General features: G+C 31.9%; 19 protein-coding genes. 3 read left to right on the forward strand and 16 right to left on the reverse strand.

All coding sequences use genetic code 11. From position 1 onward, the window contains the following. From nifT to nifH, 16 genes are all read right to left on the reverse strand, one after another. The gene (gene nifT / locus AANAER_RS00335) at positions 1-210 is read right to left on the reverse strand and encodes a putative nitrogen fixation protein NifT (RefSeq protein ID WP_044419184.1); all 210 of its coding nucleotides are present in this window, start codon (positions 208-210) and stop codon (positions 1-3) included. Positions 211-240: 30 nt separating this feature from the next. Next, complete coding sequence (locus AANAER_RS00340; RefSeq protein WP_129081300.1) at positions 241-1887, reverse strand: L-aspartate oxidase; 1647 nt, start codon at positions 1885-1887, stop codon at positions 241-243. 11 nt (positions 1888-1898) lie between these two features. Beyond that, on the reverse strand, positions 1899-3011 hold the full coding sequence (locus tag AANAER_RS00345; RefSeq protein ID WP_129081301.1) for an aldo/keto reductase: 1113 nt from the start codon (positions 3009-3011) through the stop codon (positions 1899-1901). 259 nt (positions 3012-3270) lie between these two features. Beyond that, positions 3271-4119 (reverse strand): ModD protein, encoded by an 849-nt coding sequence (gene modD, locus AANAER_RS00350; protein WP_129081302.1) that lies wholly within the window; start codon positions 4117-4119, stop codon positions 3271-3273. Positions 4120-4138: 19 nt separating this feature from the next. Next, positions 4139-4552, reverse strand: a complete 414-nt coding sequence (locus tag AANAER_RS00355; RefSeq protein WP_129081303.1) for a TOBE domain-containing protein — start codon at positions 4550-4552, stop codon at positions 4139-4141. Positions 4553-4563: 11 nt separating this feature from the next. Beyond that, positions 4564-5244 carry a molybdate ABC transporter permease subunit gene (modB, locus tag AANAER_RS00360; protein ID WP_129081304.1) on the reverse strand — a complete coding sequence of 227 codons (681 nt, stop codon included), beginning with the start codon at positions 5242-5244 and terminating at the stop codon, positions 4564-4566. 3 nt (positions 5245-5247) lie between these two features. Further along, on the reverse strand, positions 5248-5961 hold the full coding sequence (gene modA / locus AANAER_RS00365) for a molybdate ABC transporter substrate-binding protein (protein ID WP_129081305.1): 714 nt from the start codon (positions 5959-5961) through the stop codon (positions 5248-5250). A gap of 10 nt (positions 5962-5971) precedes the next feature. Beyond that, a complete protein-coding gene (locus AANAER_RS00370) occupies positions 5972-6826 on the reverse strand; it encodes an ABC transporter ATP-binding protein (RefSeq protein ID WP_129081306.1) in 855 nt (284 codons plus the stop codon). Beyond that, positions 6823-7524 (reverse strand): molybdate ABC transporter permease subunit, encoded by a 702-nt coding sequence (gene modB, locus AANAER_RS00375; RefSeq protein ID WP_129081307.1) that lies wholly within the window; start codon positions 7522-7524, stop codon positions 6823-6825. Before modB (AANAER_RS00375) ends, AANAER_RS00370 begins: the two co-directional genes overlap by 4 nt. Next, complete coding sequence (locus AANAER_RS00380) at positions 7517-7918, reverse strand: TOBE domain-containing protein (RefSeq protein ID WP_129081308.1); 402 nt, start codon at positions 7916-7918, stop codon at positions 7517-7519. The genes modB (AANAER_RS00375) and AANAER_RS00380 overlap by 8 nt, the downstream gene beginning before the upstream one ends. Beyond that, the gene (gene modA, locus AANAER_RS00385; RefSeq protein WP_129081540.1) at positions 7915-8661 is read right to left on the reverse strand and encodes a molybdate ABC transporter substrate-binding protein; all 747 of its coding nucleotides are present in this window, start codon (positions 8659-8661) and stop codon (positions 7915-7917) included. Before modA (AANAER_RS00385) ends, AANAER_RS00380 begins: the two co-directional genes overlap by 4 nt. Before the next feature lie 23 nt (positions 8662-8684). After that, on the reverse strand, positions 8685-9467 hold the full coding sequence (locus AANAER_RS00390; RefSeq protein ID WP_129081309.1) for a TOBE domain-containing protein: 783 nt from the start codon (positions 9465-9467) through the stop codon (positions 8685-8687). 147 nt (positions 9468-9614) lie between these two features. Next, positions 9615-11162: a nitrogenase molybdenum-iron protein subunit beta gene (gene nifK / locus AANAER_RS00395; RefSeq protein ID WP_129081310.1), complete on the reverse strand. Its 1548-nt coding sequence runs from the start codon at positions 11160-11162 to the stop codon at positions 9615-9617. Between the two features lie 10 nt (positions 11163-11172). Continuing rightward, complete coding sequence (gene nifD, locus AANAER_RS00400) at positions 11173-12630, reverse strand: nitrogenase molybdenum-iron protein alpha chain (RefSeq protein ID WP_044419165.1); 1458 nt, start codon at positions 12628-12630, stop codon at positions 11173-11175. 28 nt (positions 12631-12658) lie between these two features. Then, positions 12659-13018, reverse strand: a complete 360-nt coding sequence (locus tag AANAER_RS00405; RefSeq protein ID WP_129081311.1) for a hypothetical protein — start codon at positions 13016-13018, stop codon at positions 12659-12661. A gap of 62 nt (positions 13019-13080) precedes the next feature. Then, the gene (gene nifH, locus AANAER_RS00410) at positions 13081-13989 is read right to left on the reverse strand and encodes a nitrogenase iron protein (RefSeq protein WP_129081312.1); all 909 of its coding nucleotides are present in this window, start codon (positions 13987-13989) and stop codon (positions 13081-13083) included. Positions 13990-14299: 310 nt separating this feature from the next. Here nifH and AANAER_RS00415 point away from each other — a divergent pair, with 310 nt between their 5' ends. From AANAER_RS00415 to AANAER_RS00425, 3 genes are read left to right on the forward strand one after another with little or no spacing between them, the layout of a single operon-like run. Next, the gene (locus AANAER_RS00415) at positions 14300-15664 is read left to right on the forward strand and encodes a phospholipase D-like domain-containing protein (protein ID WP_129081313.1); all 1365 of its coding nucleotides are present in this window, start codon (positions 14300-14302) and stop codon (positions 15662-15664) included. Then, the gene (locus AANAER_RS00420; RefSeq protein ID WP_129081314.1) at positions 15664-16395 is read left to right on the forward strand and encodes an endonuclease/exonuclease/phosphatase family protein; all 732 of its coding nucleotides are present in this window, start codon (positions 15664-15666) and stop codon (positions 16393-16395) included. The genes AANAER_RS00415 and AANAER_RS00420 overlap by 1 nt, the downstream gene beginning before the upstream one ends. A 50-nt stretch (positions 16396-16445) precedes the next feature. Beyond that, positions 16446-18998, forward strand: a complete 2553-nt coding sequence (locus AANAER_RS00425; RefSeq protein WP_129081315.1) for a plasma-membrane proton-efflux P-type ATPase — start codon at positions 16446-16448, stop codon at positions 18996-18998.

Consider the following 18998-nt stretch of genomic DNA (forward strand, 5'->3'; position numbering starts at 1 on the left):
TTAATCAGCTACTTTTTTGCAAACTTCTTCTTTTGGCAGATTTTTAGGTCCCGGTTTTATCCACCATGTCTCACCGTTTGATAGTTCAACTTCTCCACCCCAGTTATCATCTTTATCAAACTCCAAAGACTCTATTGTCTCTTCCATATCTTTCTTTGCAACATAGAAATATATTACACCGCTATCCTCTCTAAGCATTACTTTTGCCATATTGTCTCCTTTTTTTAAAATAAATTCGTATTAATGTTTATTGATTATTAGATCTCTAAACCTATTTAATGCACCTTTCTCCTCAAATTCCAATTTGAAAAAACCTTTTTTTACCTCTCTTATTAAGATATGTTTTTGATATTTTTTTCTTGTTCTCTCATAATCACTTCTGTGATGAGCTCCTCTGCTCTCTTTTCTTTTTTTTGCAGCTAAGATAACGGCTTCTGATACTTCCAAAGCATTTCTAAGTTCCAAAATAGAGATTAATTCAACATTATTTCTTCTCTCTTTGTTTATGCAGTGAAGAGAGTAAGATTGATTCCTTAGATATTTGATATAATCAAAAGCTTTGACTAAACTCTCTTTGCTTCTTATAATCCCTACATTGTTAAACATAGTATTTCCCAAAGAGACTCTAATTGCATTAAAGTTTTTTGATGTTTCTCCTGCAAAGATTTTATCAATGGTTAAAATATCTTTTATTACAAGATTATAATCAATAGTAGCAAAATCATGTTTTTTTGAGAATTCTAAAGCTTTTTGTCCTGCAAGTTCACCGAAAACTGCACCCTCGAGTAAAGAGTTTCCTCCAAGTCTGTTTGCTCCGTGTATTGCATTTGCTGCCATCTCTCCACATACAAACAGACCTTTTATTTTTGTTTGTGTCATATTACAGGCTACTCCGCCCATTGTGTAGTGTGCAACGGGTTTTATCTCTAATAACTCTTTACTTATATCAATACCTACTTGATTAAAAGCAACCGTATATAAAGAGGGAAGTTTTTTTTGAATCTTTTCTAAACTTAGGTGTCTTAAATCAATATAGACTTTATGTCCTTTTTTTTGTTCATTTAAAATTGCTTTTGCAATTTTGTCTCTGGTATCAAGTTCATTTACGAATCGTTGGTTATCACTATTTATAAGGTAACCACCTTCTCCTCTGGCTGCCTCAGTTACAAGGTAATTTGTTTTTGCTATACCCGTTGGATGAAATTGAACAAATTCCATATCTCTTAAACTTAATCCTGCTCTTAATGCAACCGCTAATAAATCTCCCGTATAGTCTTGTGCATTTGTCGAATTTCCTCTGTATATTCCCGCATAACCTCCTGCTGCTAATACGACGGCTTTTGCAGGATAAACTAAAACAGTTGAATCCAATCTTCTTAATGAAACAACACCGCAAACTCTGTTTTCGTGGGTTGCAAGATTTAAAACATAGGTATTAACCAAAAATTTAATACCCGATTCTTTTGCTTTTTTTATAAGTGTTTGTATTATTGCACTTCCGGTTTTATCTCCTACATAGCAAGTTCTATTTCTACCTGCTCCTCCGAAGGGTCTTTGTGCGATATTACCTTTTTCATCTCTTTGAAAAGTAACTCCGTAACTAACCAGTTTTGAGATAATTGTAGAGGCTTTTTTACACATATATGTAATACTTTTTATATCTGCCAAACCTTTTGAAGAGTTGTAAGTATCTTTTATATGGGATTCAATAGCTTCTTTGTCTTCGGGATCTAAAACCGCATTTATCCCTCCGCTTGCCATTGCCGAATTTGACTTGAAAATATTTCCTTTTGTTATAAGGGCTACTTTGTTTGTATCTGTTTTTGCTTCAATTGCAGCCATTAATCCGGCGATACCTCCTCCTACAACTATTACATCATATATCATAGAAAATCCTGCTATACTCTATACATTAAGTCGTAGTTTGATCTAGGTGTTGCTTTTATTTTTGTTATTTCCAAATTTTCTTTTATATGAACAGGAACTTTAGATGCAAAAAGTGAACTTACTAATCCCGGAGTAGAACGTACAAATTGTAGAGCTAATTGAATATCATTTTTTAATACCATTTTTGAATCAAGAAGATATCCCGTTTCGGGTTTAAATGATTTTTTAAAGAGATTCATTTGCAATAAAGATGAACTTGAAATCACCCCTATGCCTAATCTGTAAGCAGCTTGTAATAGGGTACACTCTTCATTATTTACGCTTTGTGTAGGCATAGTATAAATTGATGTTTTCCCGATATTAAAAGGTGTTTGAATATATTTGAATCTATGCTCTTCTCCACCGACTTTTTTTGCAATATTTACTAAATCTTCCAAATTCATAAGCTCTTTTGAACGCTTATCGTTTGTAAAACCGTTCCAGGTTGCAACGCCGTAATATTTTATAAGACCTTTATCTGCCATTTTTTCAAATCTTTTAAATATAGATTCGATTCTTTTTAAAAACTTGTTATATCCTAGTTTAAGAAGTTGCATCTCGGGATTGTGTAAGAAGTAGATATCTATCGCTTCTACACCCAAATTTTTTAAAGATTTTTCAAAAGACCATTCAATAAAATCGGCTGTTAAACAGTGTTGGTCCAGCTCTATATCATCTTTATTTGCAAGTTTTGTTTTAATAATATTTTCATTTATCCACTCATAAGGATTTTCGGGAAAAGGATAATCAAGCTGAATAAAACCGCCTTTTGAACAGATTATTAGTTCTTCTCTTTTTATACTTTTTTCATCCATTAACTCTTTTAAGGCTATGCCTATCTCTTTTTCACTTTGACCGTATCTGTAATTGCTCGCGGTGTCAATCAGGTTAATTCCGCTTTTTACAGCCTCTTTCACCCCTTCTATATAGTGAAAAACATAGTTCTCTTCTTTATAAGGTTCTTTATTGAAAGTTCCTAATCCCAATTTAGAAAATATTAAATTATTATGTAATGTATAGAAATCTTTATAATTAGAAAATTTTTTAGCAAAATTATATGTTGCATCTTTTGTGGCTACTTGCATAAAAATTAGTTCCTTCTTTTTATTTTGTAAAAATAAAAGAGTAAGGGGCATTGAATCCTTACTCTTTTAAATCTAATTTACAAAAGGTTCTAATGTATATGCAAAAAGTGTTCCGTTACTTATCGGGGCTCTTTTTATGCTTGTAGTTTGCATAAATTATAACAGCACTGATATATGTTATTAAAACGATAGGGAAGATTATGTTTTCTATTTCCATTGCTAACTCCTGTTTTTATGAAGTTATTGCAATTAATATTCCCTATTCAATAATCTTGATATTACTACTTAAGTTTGCCATTCCCGATACATATACAGAGCTTGTAACTACCCCGTCAATTTCACAAGAGGCATAATCTTTCACATTTGAAAGATTTATACCTCCCGCAGCTAAAATTTTTACATACGGATAATTTTCATTTTTGTAGCTTACGATTTTTTTAAGAGTTTCAAAATCAATTTTGTCAAGTTGAATCATATCTGCACCGTTTTGCATCAAAGCTATAGCGTCTTCGAAATCTTCACTCTCTACGGAGATTTTTTTCTCCGTGATTTTTGTTTTAAGCTCTTTTATAACTTTATAAAATTCATTATTGTCTTTATATATAAGTCTATGTCCGTCAAAAAAGAGAATTGATTCGGAAAGTCCAAGTCTATGAGGCATTGCTCCTCCGCAAATTGCTGCTTTTATACAAAATCTTTTTGAAAATGGAAATGTTTTTCTTGTTGTTAGTAGTTCACAATTTTTGTTTACTTCTTCTATCTGCTTTTTCATTTTATAAGCTTGCGTAGAGATTTTACAACTATACTCCAGCAGTACTTGACTTAGTCTCCAAGCTTTATGAATATCTTCGTATGAACCTCTATATTTTAGAAGAATTTCACCTTTTGAAACTTTTTGTTTACTCTTTACAAAAAAATCGACTTTACATCCTAAAAGTTCTGCTATTTTTGCAGACTCTTCCGTACAAGATACGATAATATCCTCTCTTGTATATACTTCAAGTTGTGCTTTTTTATCCTGACAATTTTGTAAACTTGTGGTTAAATCAAAGTAAGGAATATCTTCTTGAATATATTTTTCTATTTCTGAAGTTGATAAATTAAACATAATACTCTCATTTTTTATTTTATGCCACTAATATAACGCTTGATGCTTTAAAAACAGCATAAATATCTTCTTGTTCTTTTAATTGAAGTTCTTCAATAGCTTCATTTGTAACCACCGCACAAAGTAGATTTTCTCCGATAGATAGTTTTACTTCACTATTTACTGCACCTTTGATTATTTTTTCTATTTTTCCTTTTAGAATATTTCTTGCCGTTGCCCTCATTCTTCTTTTACTTAAAATCATAGAAGAGGCTTTGATTAAAACATATACTTCATCTCCTAAAGAGATACCCATATTTTTAAAACCCTCTTTAGTAATTGTTGCACTGATAAAAATTGAAGGAGAGACTTCAACTCTTACCTCTGCCATAACTATGCCTTCAATTATCTCATTTACAATTCCCTTTAATTCATTTCTTGCAGTAGTTTTCATCTTTTATCCTTTTATATAAGTTGTTTTCTTTTTTCAAAGATATTCAAAGCTATAAAAAACAGTAGCGATATTAAAACTAATATTCCACTTAGAATCATGGCTAAATCATACTCCCCGTCAAATACGGCATTAAAAATTGCCAAAGATATTGTATCTGTTTTTCCTATTATATTTCCCCCTAACATAAGTGTGATTCCTACTTCTCCCAACGATCTTGCTACGGCAATAAGAAGTGCAACTATCAGAGCATTTTTAATTGTCGGCAAAACAATAAATAAAAAAGTATAAATTTTTGATTTTCCGCTTAAATATGAAGCCTCTTTTATCTCTTCAGGGAACTGTTCAATACTCGCCTGCAGAGGTTTAACCATAAGGGGCAGTCCTGCAACAAAAGCAGCTATTACAATACCTGAAAAGCTGAAAATTATCTCGATATTGGCTTTTATAAGAAGTTGACCTATAAAACTCTCTTTTCCCAGAAGTAACAATAAAAAAAATCCTACGGCAATGGGAGGAAATACAAGGGGAAGAGTTACAATAGTGTCTAAAAACCATCTTAAAGGGAGGTCTTTTTTTGAAAGAAGATAGGCAAGTGGAACACCTAATAATAAAAACAGGATTAGTGTAACTAATACTGTTTTAAAGCTGAGCCATAGGGGATTGCTTATCTGCTCCAAAGCTATGGCTTCCATATTCTATAATCCGTATGATTTAAAAATCTCTTTTGATTTTGGAGTTTTTAAAAACTCTAAGAACTCTTTACACTCTTTATTGCATTCATTTGTTTTTGCCGCAATTATTTCAATCTTTGAGTAGCTATTCGGGTTAACCTCAAAGTAACCGCCTATTCTTTCTTTATTTTCAAGTGCCGCTGTAAGATTTAAAATACTGGCATCAACTTCACCTGCTATTACATAAGTTAAAGATTGAGGTACTGTTGCTACAATATAAAGTTTTTCTTTGACTTTATCATAAAGTTTTTCATTTATTAAAAACTCTTTTCCTGCAATTCCGTATATAGCTTTTTTAGGTTGAGGCATTGCAATTTTTTTTATCTCGTCTTTTAATAAATCATTTGAAGATTTTATCTCTTTTGCTCCTTTAGGATAAGCAATAACGACTTTTCCTTCTCCTATTGGTGTATACTCTTTTATATTTAAACCGCTTTTTTTAAGCAAGAAATTTTTATCTCCTATAATTAAAGCAATATCTGTCTGTTTTGCTTGGGCACTTACTTGTCTCATATTTCCAAAAAAACCGTCAATCTTTTTGCCGCTTTTTTCATACTCTTTAATTACTTTCATAACTACTTTTTTATATCCGGCACCGGCAGCAACTTTTAGATTATCTGCATTTGCACTTATAAAAAGGGTACTTAACAGTGAACCGATAAGAATTTTCTTTAACATTTTATCTCCTTTAATTTTGTCTTAACATAGGTGCAAATGCTTTTGTACTAACATTTACTTTTTGACCGATTTTTAGAGTACTAGCCTCTTCTGAACTAATAATTACTTCAACTATTTGTTGTCCTATTGCTACAATAGCGACATAAATCACATCAACTTTTGTTATTTCTAAAAGTTCGCCTTCTAAAGAAAACTTGGCACTTCCGCTTGTTTTCAATAAAACATCTTTTGCAAGACCGTCTTTTATTATTTCACCTTGGTTTAAGACAATAACTCTGTTACTAAGTCTATATATTTCACTTGGATCGTGGCTTACCATTATAGTTGTTGTTTTAAACTCTTTATGCAATTGCAAAATTTCATTTTGTAATTTTGTCCTTAAATGGGGATCAAGAGCAGATAAAGGTTCATCCATTAAAAGAAGTTTCGGTTTGTTCATCAAAGCTCTGCACAAGCTGACTCTTTGTTTTTGTCCTCCGCTAAGGCTATTTGGGAATCTTTTTGCCAATTGTGACAAATCGGTTATCCCCAAAAGATAATATGCAAGTTCTTTGTCTTTTTTTACATAAAGAAGATTATCTAAAACATTCATATTTGGAAAAAGTGCATAATCTTGAAATACAAATCCGATTTTCCTTTTTTGGGGAGGTAAAAATACGTTTTTGTCAAGCCAAAGCTCATTATCTATTTTTAGAGTTCCTTCTGCATTTTCAAGCCCTGATAAAATTCTTAAAAGAGTTGTTTTCCCGCTTCCACTTACTCCTGCTAATGCGACAAAATCACCGTTTTTTATCTCTACATTTACATCTAGATTCATTTTCCCTGTTGAGCCGTGCAGTTCTTTTTTTATATCAATTCTAATCATCCCTGTATCCCGTTAAATTTTTTATTTTGTCTTTGATTGAAAACATATACACTTAAAAGGACTAAGAAACTTATAATTACCATAATAGCACTATATACATGAGCTGCTTTATAATCCATAATCTCAACAAATTCATATATTGCAACAGATGCAACTTTTGTTTCTCCCGGGATACTTCCACCTACCATTAAAACAACACCGAATTCACCTACTGTATGGGCAAAAGTTACAATTGTTGCCGTCATAAATGCGGGTTTTATATTAGGTAAGGCTACTCTTAACATTGTTTTTAAGGCACTTTTCCCACTTATATAACTGGCTTCTAACATATTTTTATTTACACTTTCGAAACCGCTTTGTAGAGGCTGAACCATAAAGGGAAGAGAGTACAAACAACTAGCTATTACAAGTCCACTAAAGTTAAAAACCAATTTATATCCCAATAAATTTTCAAAAAATATTCCAATTGGAGAATTATGAGACAATCCCCATAAAATATAAAACCCTAATACAGAGGGGGGTAGAACCAAAGGGAGAGCAGTAACGGCCTCTAATAAGGGTTTGTATTTTGATTTTGTTTGTGATAAGTACCAACTAAGAGGTAATGATATTACAAACAAAATCAAAGTTGTAATTCCCGCTAATTTAAAAGAGAGTAAAAATGGACCAAACTCCATTGCTTTTAATATTTCAATCATTTAACACTTCCAATATAGACATATCGCTTGCTTTAATTAAAAGAATAACTTTATCATTGTTTTTTAAGTTCATTCGTTTTGCAGAATCTGTAGTAATAATGCTTTGCAAATCTGTATTGTCAATTTTAGAGTTAACTACACAAAGAAGTTCCCCTTGGTCTATTTCCTCGATAGTTGCAAGTATTTGATTTGAATAACTTAACTCTCCTTGCAGATTTTTGGCAATAGCAATATGAGTAGGTTTAGTAGTTAAAACTACTTTTTGTCCGACTTTCGTATCTTCATTTAAATCCAAACTTATCATTTTAAGTTTTGTATCATCAAATTCAAATTCCACAATATTGAGGTTCTCAATATTGCGAATTTGTGAAATAGTAGCAACTATTTTATTCATGGTACTAAATATCCATAGTCGTTAAGTATTTTTTTTGCTTTACTACTTAACATAAAACTGTAAAATGCTGCTGCACTAGGATTTGCTTCTGCTCTTTTTAGAAGTACGATTCCTTGGTTAATCGGAGTATAAAGTTTAGGATCTACATCTTCCCAATTTATACCTTTTTTATATTTTTTCATTTTATCGCTGTATAGAGTTGATTTAGCAATAAAACCTACATCCGTTGCAGTTAGTGCATATGTTACGGTTTGAGAAATAGACTCTGCAAAAACTAATTTGCTTTTTGCAACATCATATACACCACCGTTTGTCATAGCTTCAACTGCGGCTTTTCCATAAGGTGCAGTTTTAGGGTTTGCAATAGCAATTTTTTTAATATCTGCACCTTTAACTAAATTAATTCCTTTAGAGTAATCAAGTTTTTCATTACTTAAATATGCTAAAGAACCTTGTGCATAAATTAAAGGTCTAGTTACAGCTAGTCCTTCATCATATAAAGCATTTGGGTATTTCATATTTGCTGCCATAAATAGGTCATATGGAGCACCGTTTTTAATTTGAGCTGTTAATTTACCGCTACTTGTAAGAGTTTCATGAACCTCAATATCCGGATAGATTTTGTTGAATTCAGCTTTTAACTCACCTATAGCATAACTAACATTTGCAGCAACTGCAATATTTAATTTGTCCGCAAAAGCACTACTAACTAGCAGTAATGCAACCAATGTAATTTTTTTAATCATATTTTCTCCTTAAATTAGATTTATTTTCCGACTATAATATCGCTTGCTTTTATTACAGCGCTGACTTTTGAACCCTCTTTTAGTTCAAGGTTTTTAATTGAGCTTGATGTTATAACAGAAGCAATTTTGTCACTTCCTCCGATATCAATAACAATTTCTGAATTAACTTCACCTACATGAATCTGTTCTATAGTTCCTTGGAACTTATTTCTAGCACTGATATTTAGTGTAAAGTCTGTGGTTAATAACACGGTACTTGATTTGAATATAGCTGTAGCTTCATCTCCTAGCTTTAAATCTAAATTATGTGCAGCGACTTTTGTAATTGTTGAAACAAGGGTATAACCACTTTTTAGTTTTATATAAACTTCAGCATTTACTTTCCCTTCATTTATATATTCAACAACGCCGCTAATTTGATTTCTAGCACTTATTTGCATAGCTAATCTCCCAATTGTTTTTAAAGTCCCAGTGTCAATATCTGTCATATTCTTTAAATTGTTAAGAAATTTTTTTTGCTCTTTTTTTAGAACAACATATGTTTTTAGAAGGTTTTCTCCATATTCAGTAAGAGAGGTTCCTCCTCCTCCTTTCCCTCCTGTTTCAGTTTGAACGACAGGGGTAGAAGATAAGTTGTTCATAGCATTTATAGCTTCCCAAGCTTTTTTATAGCTCATTGGAACCTCTTTTGCAGCTTTGTTTATTGAACCACATTTTTGTACCGCAAAAAGAAGATCAATTCTTTTTTCCAGTAAAAACGGTTGTTCAAAAAGTTCTAGTGTCAAGTTTGACGATATCTCCACTTTTTAATCCTTCTTTAAGTTATATATTAAGGAATATAACGGTATATTTGTAAAGACTTTTTTTTAAAATTTATATTTTAACATTATATACCTTAGTATATAGCGAACTATTAAAAAAAACTAGAGGTTTTCCTCTAGTTTTTAAGATTATCTTACAGAATCGAAGAAGTAATCTGTTTGTGCAATATCTTTAGTCTCTTCATCTAATTGGTCTAAAACACTATTAGTAATCCAAGTTAATAAATTGATTCCACCTTCATAACCACTCATAGAGTATCTATGTAAATGGTGTCTATCAAAAATTGGGAAACCAATTCTAATTAGAGGTATTTTAGTATCTCTGTAAAGCTCTTTACCGTAAACATTACCGATCATAAAATCTACAGGTTCAGTAAATAATAGTGATCTTAATGCCCATAAATCTTTACCTGGCCAGATGTTACATTCATCAGCGCTGTTAGATTTAGCTAAAATAGCTTTCATATCATCTTCCCAACCTTTTCTCGGTGCATTATGACACACAATATGAGTTGGAATAGAACCCATTTCAACTAAGAAAGATACAAGACCTAATAAGAAATCAGGATCTCCCCAGATTGCAAATTTTTTACCATGCATATAAGGATAAGAATCTTGCATTGCATCAACTAATCTAGCTCTTTGAACTTTTAACTCTTCAGGAACTTCTTTACCTGTTAATTCTGATAATTTCATAACAAATTCATCTGTACCTGTTAAACCGATTGGATTACAAGTTGCATAATCTTGTTTCCATTTGTTTTTAATAGTTTTTGCAGTTGAAACTGTTGAATATTTTTGTAATGAGATAGTAGTTTTTGCATTAATTGCTGTTTTTGCATCTGCAATTTTAGTACCACCTGCATATAGTTTATATTTACCTGCTCCTGTATCCCATTGCTCTTCATGGTCACCGATCATAATGATTTTGTCACCGAAAAGTTTAGCAATATTTTTGATCTCTCTTAGAGAACCTAAATAAGGCTCAAATCCAGGGATAATATTAATTCTCTCTTCATCTACTACTTTTTCAGCTTTAGTCGGATTTAATTGTTCCAAAGTTGATTTCATCATATTATCATAACCTGTAATATGAGAACCTACAAATGATGGAGTGTGAGCATGAGGGATAAGAACATTATCTAATTCACCTTCAGCTTCTTCTTTTGCACTTATAATAAATGCATTTAAATCATCACCGATAACTTCCGCCATACAAGTAGTTGATACTGCAATCATATCAGGTTTATATAAAGCGTTACAGTTTCTTAAACCATCTTTCATATTTGACAATCCACCGAAAACAGCCGCAGATTCAGACATTGAGTCAGATACACAAGGAGTCGGCTCTTTAAAGTGTCTAGTAAAATATGTTCTAAAATATGCAACACATCCATGGCTTCCATGAACATACGGCATAGTGTTTTCAAAACCTAATCCAACCATAACGGCACCTAAAGGCTGACAAGCTTTTGCAGGGTTTACCGTAATAGCTTCTCTAGCTAGATTTTTTTCTCTATATTCCCAAGATTTTGTCCATTCAGCAATCTCTGCAACTTTTTCAGGAGCTACTGCACCGGCAGCACCTTCAAATTGTTTCTTATTTTTTAAAACCTCTTGATATTCAGGTTTTAAAAATAGTTTTTGTCCATTTACTATTTTTTCTACGTCTTGCATCCTAATCTCCTTACGCTTCTTTATCCCATGGAGCTTTAGAATGTCCCCATACAGGTGAATTTATAGCTAAATCCATATCTCTTGCAAAAATTGCAAAAGCATCATAACCATGATATGGACCACTGTAATCCCAAGAGTGCATTTGTCTAAACGGTAATCCCATTTTTTGGAATACATACTTCTCTTTTACCCCAGCGGCAACTAAATCAGGTCTTAATTTTTTAACAAATTCTTCTAATTCATACTCATTTACATCATCATAAATAAGAGTAGATCTTTCAATATCATCTTTAGTTCTTTTGTAATCATCACCGTGAGCGAACTCATAACCTGTTCCTATTACTTCCATTCCTAAATCTTCATATGCTCCGATAACGTGTCTAGGTCTTAACCCACCAACATAAAGCATAACTTTTTTACCCTCTAATTTTGGTCTGTACTTAGCAATAACCTCATCAGTCATTTTTGTATATTTAGCAATAACAGCTTCGGCTTTTTCTTGAATTGATTCATCAAAAAATGAAGCAATTTTTCTAATAGATGCTGTTGTTTTAGAAGGTCCAAAGAAATTATATTCCATCCAAGGTATACCAAATTCTTGTTCCATATGTCTTGAAATATAGTTCATAGATCTATAACAGTGAAGTAAGTTCAATTTAGCTTTTGGTCCGTTTGCAATCTCTTTATAAGTAGCATCCCCTGACCATTGTGAAATTACTCTTAACCCCATCTCTTCAAGAAGAATTCTTGTTGCCCAAGCATCTCCCCCGATGTTATAATCTCCTATAATCGATATATCATAATCAGTTGATTCAAAATCTTTTCTATGTGATGCATCAGGCATAACGTAATCTCTGATCATATCATTTGCAATGTGGTGACCAAGTGATTGTGAAACCCCTCTAAATCCTTCACATGAAACTGCAACTGTTTGATGACCTGTCTCTTTTTTATGCACTTTTGCAACTGCTTGAATATCATCCCCGATAAGACCGATTGGACATTCAGATTGAATAGATACTCCATTGTTTAAAGGGAATAACTCATCTATCTCTTCAAGAGCTTTTTTAAGTTTTTTATCTCCACCGAATACAATATCTTTTTCATTAAAGTCAGTAGTAAAGTTCATAGTAACAAATGTATCTATACCTGTTGTTCCAATGTAGTAGTTTCTTCTACCTGCTCTACTGTATTGACCGCATCCTATAGGACCATGAGAGATATGAATCATATCTTTGATTGGACCCCAAACAACCCCTTTAGAACCTGCATAAGCACAACCTCTTTGCGACATTACACCGGGAACTGTTTGTTTATTTGAACGTGTTTTATCACATGCACCTTTTTCACCTTCGGGTGAATCAACACCTAAGTGCTTTGCTCTGTTTTTAGCAGCTTTTGCAGGATAAGCAGATAATACTTCCTCAATAGCTTCTTTTTGTAGACTCTCTAATGTTTCTGGTCCCATATTTTCTCCTTCTTCGTAAGCAAAAAGCTTACGCTACTTTAACTCTATATAGATTCATATCATCTAGTTTTTTACATAGATCTTTAGTTGAATCCCCATCTGCTGATTTAGAGATTTCAGAAATTTGGTATTTGTTTGTGTAGTAAAGCATTTTGAAACCATCTTTTTCTTTTACTTCAGTACTATTAAAGTAATCAACTAATGCTTTGTGTGCAAAAGAACCTTCTTCTACTGTAATCTCTTCTAATTTTTTACCTTCTCTTGTTTCAGAAGTTAATGTAACAGTTTTACCTGCTGCATCTAATCCATCTTCAACTTTTTCGATAACTTTATCAAAACTTACATCGTTCCCCATATCTGCCGGGAAGTGGTATCCACATATAAACATCTTCTTCTCCTTAATTTCTATTTATTTTAAATCTTTTTTATTCTTCTATGATAAAAAGAAGCTTATGCTTCTTTTTGTCCTAAGTTCTCTTCATCAACTTCTTCTTCTAATCCGAATTCCATTAATAAGTTTTCTAGGTCATCCATTTCTAATGGAGCAGGAATAACTTTCATATCGTTTTCGATAATTTTTCTAGCTAACTCTTTATATTCCATAGCTTGGTCAGAATTTGGAGAGAATTCAACAACTGTCATTCTTCTTAACTCAGCTCTTTGAACATGGTTAGATCTTGGAACGAAGTGAATCATTTGAGTACCGATTTGTTGCGCTAAGTGTTTAGCTAGATCATACTCTCTATCTGTCATTCTCGCGTTACATACTAAACCAGCAAGTCTTACTCCACCGGTATTTGCATATTTTAAAATACCTTTTGAAATGTTGTTAGCTGCATACATAGCCATCATTTCTCCAGACATTACGATATAAATCTCTTGAGCTTTACCTTCTCTAATAGGCATTGCAAATCCACCACAAACAACGTCTCCAAGAACATCGTAAGATACGAAATCTAGTTCATCATCATATGCACCCTCTTCTTCTAAGAAGTTAATTGCAGTAATAACCCCTCTACCTGCGCATCCAACACCTGGCTCAGGACCACCAGACTCAGTACACATAATATAACCCTCAGTAATCTCTTCATCATCAGGGTGAAATTCTGCTGCACCCGGTTTACATACATCTTCTAACTCTAGATCTTCAACTGTACCGGCTTCAGAAGCTAACTGCATAATTGTTGATTGAGCTTTTTCATGTAAGATAAGTCTTGTTGAATCCGCTTTAGGGTCACAACCAACGATAAGAATTTTTTTACCGTAATAGTGACACATTGCTGCTAATGTATTTTGAGAAGTAGTTGATTTACCAATCCCACCTTTTCCGTAAAACGCTATTTGTCTTAAATCTGACATTGTATCTCCTTTAAATTTTCATATTTACGAAAATGAATATTGCACTTAGTGTTCCACAGAACTATTTTTTTTGAAAAAAATTTCTAAATTTATATATAAAGCCTTATTCTCGGTACTTTTAGTCTATAAAAAAAGTTCATACAAGAAAAACAGGAGTTTTTTTATCTTATTTACACTTCTGCAAATTGAGTGTAATTTTTGTAAAAAAGAGGTGAAATTTGATATTTTTTATAGATTTTTTTTATAAACTTAAATTTATAAAATAGTAAATACAGTAGAATCTATATTAATAACTTCAAAAAGGATAATTTTGGATTTAGAGTTCCCTCATGTTATTTTTTATTACTCATTAATTATAATAAGAGAGTTTACTATTATACTTGTTCTTATACATATGATATATAAAAGAAGGGAACCAAGTACAATGATAGCTTGGATTTTATTTATAATCTTAGTTCCTTATTTAGCCGTAATTTTATATTTTATCTTCGGTACTAGAAAAAGAAGAAATAAATATAAAAGTGAAGATATTCATTTAACTAAGAGCTTAAGTAGTGCAGAAAAAGAGTATTATAGAGTTTATAAAAATGAAACAAAAGGTGAAGTAGAGGTTTTTGTTGATTATGTTAAAGCTTATGATGAATTTGTAAAATCTCTAAAAGAGGCAAAAAAATCTATTTATATCTGCACTTATGTTTTTAAATATGATGAGGTTACCCAAGAGATTATAGAGCTTTTAGAACAAAAAGCAAAACAGAAAGTTTCCATAAAGATTCTAATAGACTCTTTGGGTTCTTTATATACCTATTTGTTTCAAAGCAGATTAGAAGGATTAAGAGAAGCCGGAGTCGAGATTAAATTTTTTATGCCGATTTTTCAAATTCCTTTTAGAAACTATATAAATTTAAGGAATCATAGAAAAATCTATATTTTCGATAACCAAAAAGTTTTAAGCGGGGGGATGAATCTTTCAAATGAATATTTTGGCAAAGAGTATACAGACAACAGATGGGAAGATATACTCTTTTCATGTAAAGGTTCTTGTGTCGAAGATTTTTTTACGGTATTTGCCTCAGATTGGTATTATGCTTCAAAACAGAGACTTCAATTTGAATCTAAAACTTTGCAGACAAAAGAAAATACCAAGATAAGAGTAATACCAAGCGGTCCTGATGTAAAAAGTGATTTTTTGTATGAAACAATATTAAATGAGGTATATCTGGCAAAAAAGAGGATTTGGATTGTTACTCCCTATTTTGTACCAAACGAGTCTTTGAGTAAAGCTTTGATTATAGCAAAACATAAAGGGTTGGATATTAAACTAATAACACCTAAAAATTCTAATCATATAATTGCTGATATTGCAAGAAGCTCTTTTATGCGTGAACTTGCGGATAATAAAATAGATATAAAACTTTATAACGGTTCTATGCTTCATGCAAAAGCAATACTTTTTGATGATAAATGGGCAATGTTGGGAAGTGTAAATTTAGATAACAGAAGTTTGTTCTTAAATTACGAAGTTGCAACTTTCGTATATTCACCTAAAATAATTGCGGATATTGAAAGTTGGATGAATATGCTTTTAGAAAACTCTACAAGCAATATGAAAAGAGCTTCCCATCTAAGAGTTCTTTTCGAAAATATCATGAGAATCGTTTCTCCTCAAATATAATGTTAAAGCCTATTAAAACCGTAAGTTCTTTAAAACATCAAAATATAAAGAGTAAAAATACTCTAAATATTTTATGTTGGAATGTTGCCAAACTTACAAAAAAAGAGCTTTTTAAAAAATTTTTTGAAAAATTGATAAAAGATGAAAAACTAGATTTTCTTATTTTACAGGAGGTAAAAAGCGATATTTCAAAAAGCAGTGCAATTTTAGAAGATTTCTCTTTTGTTATATCTCCAAATATGCAGACCAAAAAACATATTTACGGAGTTATGAATGCTTTTAACATCTCTTGCGAAAGTAATCAAAATTTTCTTACAAGTAAAAAAGAGTTAAAAGTTGCTACTCACAAAAGTATTTTGATTACAAAACATACTTTAAATGATAAAGATGTGTTAGTCGTAAATATCCATGCTCTTAATTTTGTATCTTTTCGAGATTTTAAATATGAACTAGAGAGTTTAAAAGAAGAGTTAAAAAGTTATAAGGACTCTTTGATTGTTGCAGGAGATTTTAATACCTGGAATAGAAAAAGAGTTCTTCTTTTAAAAAATTTTTGTGAAGAGCTTTTTTTACAAGAGGTTACATATAAAGAGATTGAAAATATAAAAAAAGTTTTCAAAAACAGTATAGATTATATATTTTTTAGAGGTTTAACTTTACAATATTCAAAAGTCATAGATACAAATACCATATCAGATCATAATCCTATTATTGCTTCATTTACGATATAATGTTATATTTTATAAATTTAAAGTGCGTCTAAAACTATAAAAGGTGCGATATGTCTATTATAAAAGAGAAAGGACTGACTTCAAAAGAGGCCGAGTCATTACTAAAAAAATATGGTTTAAATGAGATAAAAGAGAAAGAAGAGAGCTATCTTCATAGACTTTTAAAAAGATTTTGGGGACCTATTCCCTGGATGATTGAAATTGCGATAATCCTCTCTGCAATAGCAAAAAGATGGGAAGATTTTGCGGTTATTTTACTTCTTCTTCTAGTAAATGCGATTGTTGATTTTTATCAAGAATCAAAAGCTCTTAGTGCAATTGCCGTATTAAAAAATAAATTAGCAAGAATGGCTTTGGTTCTTAGAGACGCAGAATGGAAGGAAATTGAAGCAAAATATCTTGTGCCCGGTGATATTATCGAACTAAAGATAGGTAATATCGTTCCTTCAGATGTAAAACTTCTTGACGGAGGAGAGTATCTTCTTGTAGATCAATCCTCTTTAACAGGAGAATCTCTTCCCGTACATAAAAAACAAAATGATGAGTTATATGCGAATTCGATAATAAAACAAGGAGAGATGTTAGCCGAAGTAAAGGCTACGGGAGCAGATACATATTTCGGTAAAACAGTTAAACTTATAGCAAAAGCGACAAAAGAGCAAAGCAGCCATTTCCAAAAAATGGTATTAAAAGTAGGAAACTTCCTAATTGCTTTAACCGTAGTTTTAATAGCGATTATAATTCTTCACGGAATAAATACAAATCAACCTACAATGGAACTTCTAATCTTCTCTTTAGTTCTTACCATTTCTGCCATTCCTGTTGCAATGCCTGCTGTTTTAACCGTTACAATGGCAATCGGAGCTAGAAAACTGGCAACAAAAGAGGCTATAGTAAACAGACTTGCAGCAATAGAAGAGATAGCGGGTATGGATATTTTGTGTTCTGATAAAACGGGAACTTTAACAAAAAATCAAATGTCTCTGGCTTCTGCTTATTTATCGGATAATATGACAGAAGAGAATCTAATGCTTTATGCAGCTTTGGCAAGTAAAGAAGAGAATAATGATCCTATAGAAAAACCGATTTTTCAATATATAAAAGAGAAAAATTTGGAAAAAGAGCTTAAAGGTTACTCTTTAGAAGAGTTTTTGCCTTTTGATCCTGTACATAAAAGAACAGAAGGAATATATAAAAATTTTGTTTTTACAAAAGGGGCTCCTCAGGTAATAATAGAACAAAGTGATGAAAAAGATTTTGATAAACAAAAAGCTTACGCTGAGGTAGAGAGTTCTGCTTCAAAAGGTTTTAGAACTTTAGGTGTTGCATATAGAAAAAAAGATGAAGATATTTACCATTTTGCAGGTTTGATTCCTCTTTTTGATCCTCCAAGAGATGATTCCAAAGATGCTATAGAAGAGGCAAAACAAAAAGGAATCAATGTAAAAATGCTCACGGGAGATAATACTGCCGTTGCAAAATATATTGCTTCTATTATAGGTATAGGCGATAAAATTGATGATATTTACGTATTAAAAGGGGAGCCTGTAGAGGAGTATAAATATCTTTCGGAAGTTATAACAAAGGCTATCACTCAAGCTATATATCCAAATAAAAGTGAAGAAGAGATTGAAAAAACCGTCGGCGATATTATGAAAAAGATTCAAAAAGAGCTTTATAATATGCCTATACCAAAAGGGACTATAAAAAAACATGAATCTGAAATTATAGAGATAATTGAAAAAGATAACGGTTTTGCCCAAGTTTTCCCTGAGGATAAATATTTTATCGTAGATGAACTGCAAAAAGCAAACCATATTGTAGGAATGACGGGGGATGGAGTAAATGATGCACCTGCACTTAAAAAAGCAGATTGCGGTATTGCCGTAAGCGGAGCTACTGATGCTGCAAGAAGTGCTGCTGATATTATTTTAATGGCACCTGGATTAAAAGTTATAGTCGATGCAGTTAAACTTTCAAGACAGATTTTTGAGAGAATGAAAAGTTATACCATCTACAGAATTGCCGAATCAATTAGGATTTTGTTTTTTATGACACTTGCAATTATTATTTATGATTTTTATCCTTTGACAGCTTTAATGATTATCTTTTTGGCTTTGTTAAATGATATTCCAATTATGACAATAGCTTATGATAATACGAAAATTATAGAAAAACCTATAAGATGGGATATAAAAGAGGTTTTTATTTTATCTTCTTGGCTGGGACTTGCAGGAGTAGTATCTTCCTTTTTACTCTTTTGGATATTAATATCGAAGTTAAACCTTCCTCTGGATATGGTTCAAAGTCTATTTTTTACAAAATTGATAGTTGCAGGGCATGGAACGCTTTTTAATACAAGAATTGATGATTGGTTCTTTAAAAACCCTTTACCTTCGGCAAAACTTTTCTGGGCAACATTGGCAAGTGCGGTAATAGGAACAATAATCCCTATCTACGGTTTTGGAGTGATGACCCCTATTGGCTGGCAATGGGCAGGGCTTATCTGGCTTTATGCCGCAATTTGGTTTATTTTTAATGATGCAGTTAAAATGGCGGTACTAAAATACTATAGAGTAAGATATCACGAACAGATTATATAA

The sequence above is a fragment of the Halarcobacter anaerophilus genome, assembly GCF_006459125.1.
Taxonomy (GTDB): Bacteria; Campylobacterota; Campylobacteria; order Campylobacterales; family Arcobacteraceae; genus Halarcobacter; species Halarcobacter anaerophilus.

Bases quoted from the DNA above. Each gene is read 5' to 3' on its own strand.
- nifT (WP_044419184.1), bottom strand. From the start codon at position 210: ATGGCAAAAGTAATGCTTAGAGAGGATAGCGGTGTAATATATTTCTAT.
- AANAER_RS00340 (WP_129081300.1), bottom strand. From the start codon at position 1,887: ATGATATATGATGTAATAGTTGTAGGAGGAGGTATCGCCGGATTAATG.
- AANAER_RS00345 (WP_129081301.1), bottom strand. From the start codon at position 3,011: ATGCAAGTAGCCACAAAAGATGCAACATATAATTTTGCTAAAAAATTT.
- modD (WP_129081302.1), bottom strand. From the start codon at position 4,119: ATGTTTAATTTATCAACTTCAGAAATAGAAAAATATATTCAAGAAGAT.
- AANAER_RS00355 (WP_129081303.1), bottom strand. From the start codon at position 4,552: ATGAAAACTACTGCAAGAAATGAATTAAAGGGAATTGTAAATGAGATA.
- modB (WP_129081304.1), bottom strand. From the start codon at position 5,244: ATGGAAGCCATAGCTTTGGAGCAGATAAGCAATCCCCTATGGCTCAGC.
- modA (WP_129081305.1), bottom strand. From the start codon at position 5,961: ATGTTAAAGAAAATTCTTATCGGTTCACTGTTAAGTACCCTTTTTATA.
- AANAER_RS00370 (WP_129081306.1), bottom strand. From the start codon at position 6,826: ATGATTAGAATTGATATAAAAAAAGAACTGCACGGCTCAACAGGGAAA.
- modB (WP_129081307.1), bottom strand. From the start codon at position 7,524: ATGATTGAAATATTAAAAGCAATGGAGTTTGGTCCATTTTTACTCTCT.
- AANAER_RS00380 (WP_129081308.1), bottom strand. From the start codon at position 7,918: ATGAATAAAATAGTTGCTACTATTTCACAAATTCGCAATATTGAGAAC.
- nifK (WP_129081310.1), bottom strand. From the start codon at position 11,162: ATGCAAGACGTAGAAAAAATAGTAAATGGACAAAAACTATTTTTAAAA.
- nifD (WP_044419165.1), bottom strand. From the start codon at position 12,630: ATGGGACCAGAAACATTAGAGAGTCTACAAAAAGAAGCTATTGAGGAA.
- AANAER_RS00405 (WP_129081311.1), bottom strand. From the start codon at position 13,018: ATGTTTATATGTGGATACCACTTCCCGGCAGATATGGGGAACGATGTA.
- nifH (WP_129081312.1), bottom strand. From the start codon at position 13,989: ATGTCAGATTTAAGACAAATAGCGTTTTACGGAAAAGGTGGGATTGGT.
- AANAER_RS00420 (WP_129081314.1), top strand. From the start codon at position 15,664: ATGTTAAAGCCTATTAAAACCGTAAGTTCTTTAAAACATCAAAATATA.
- AANAER_RS00425 (WP_129081315.1), top strand. From the start codon at position 16,446: ATGTCTATTATAAAAGAGAAAGGACTGACTTCAAAAGAGGCCGAGTCA.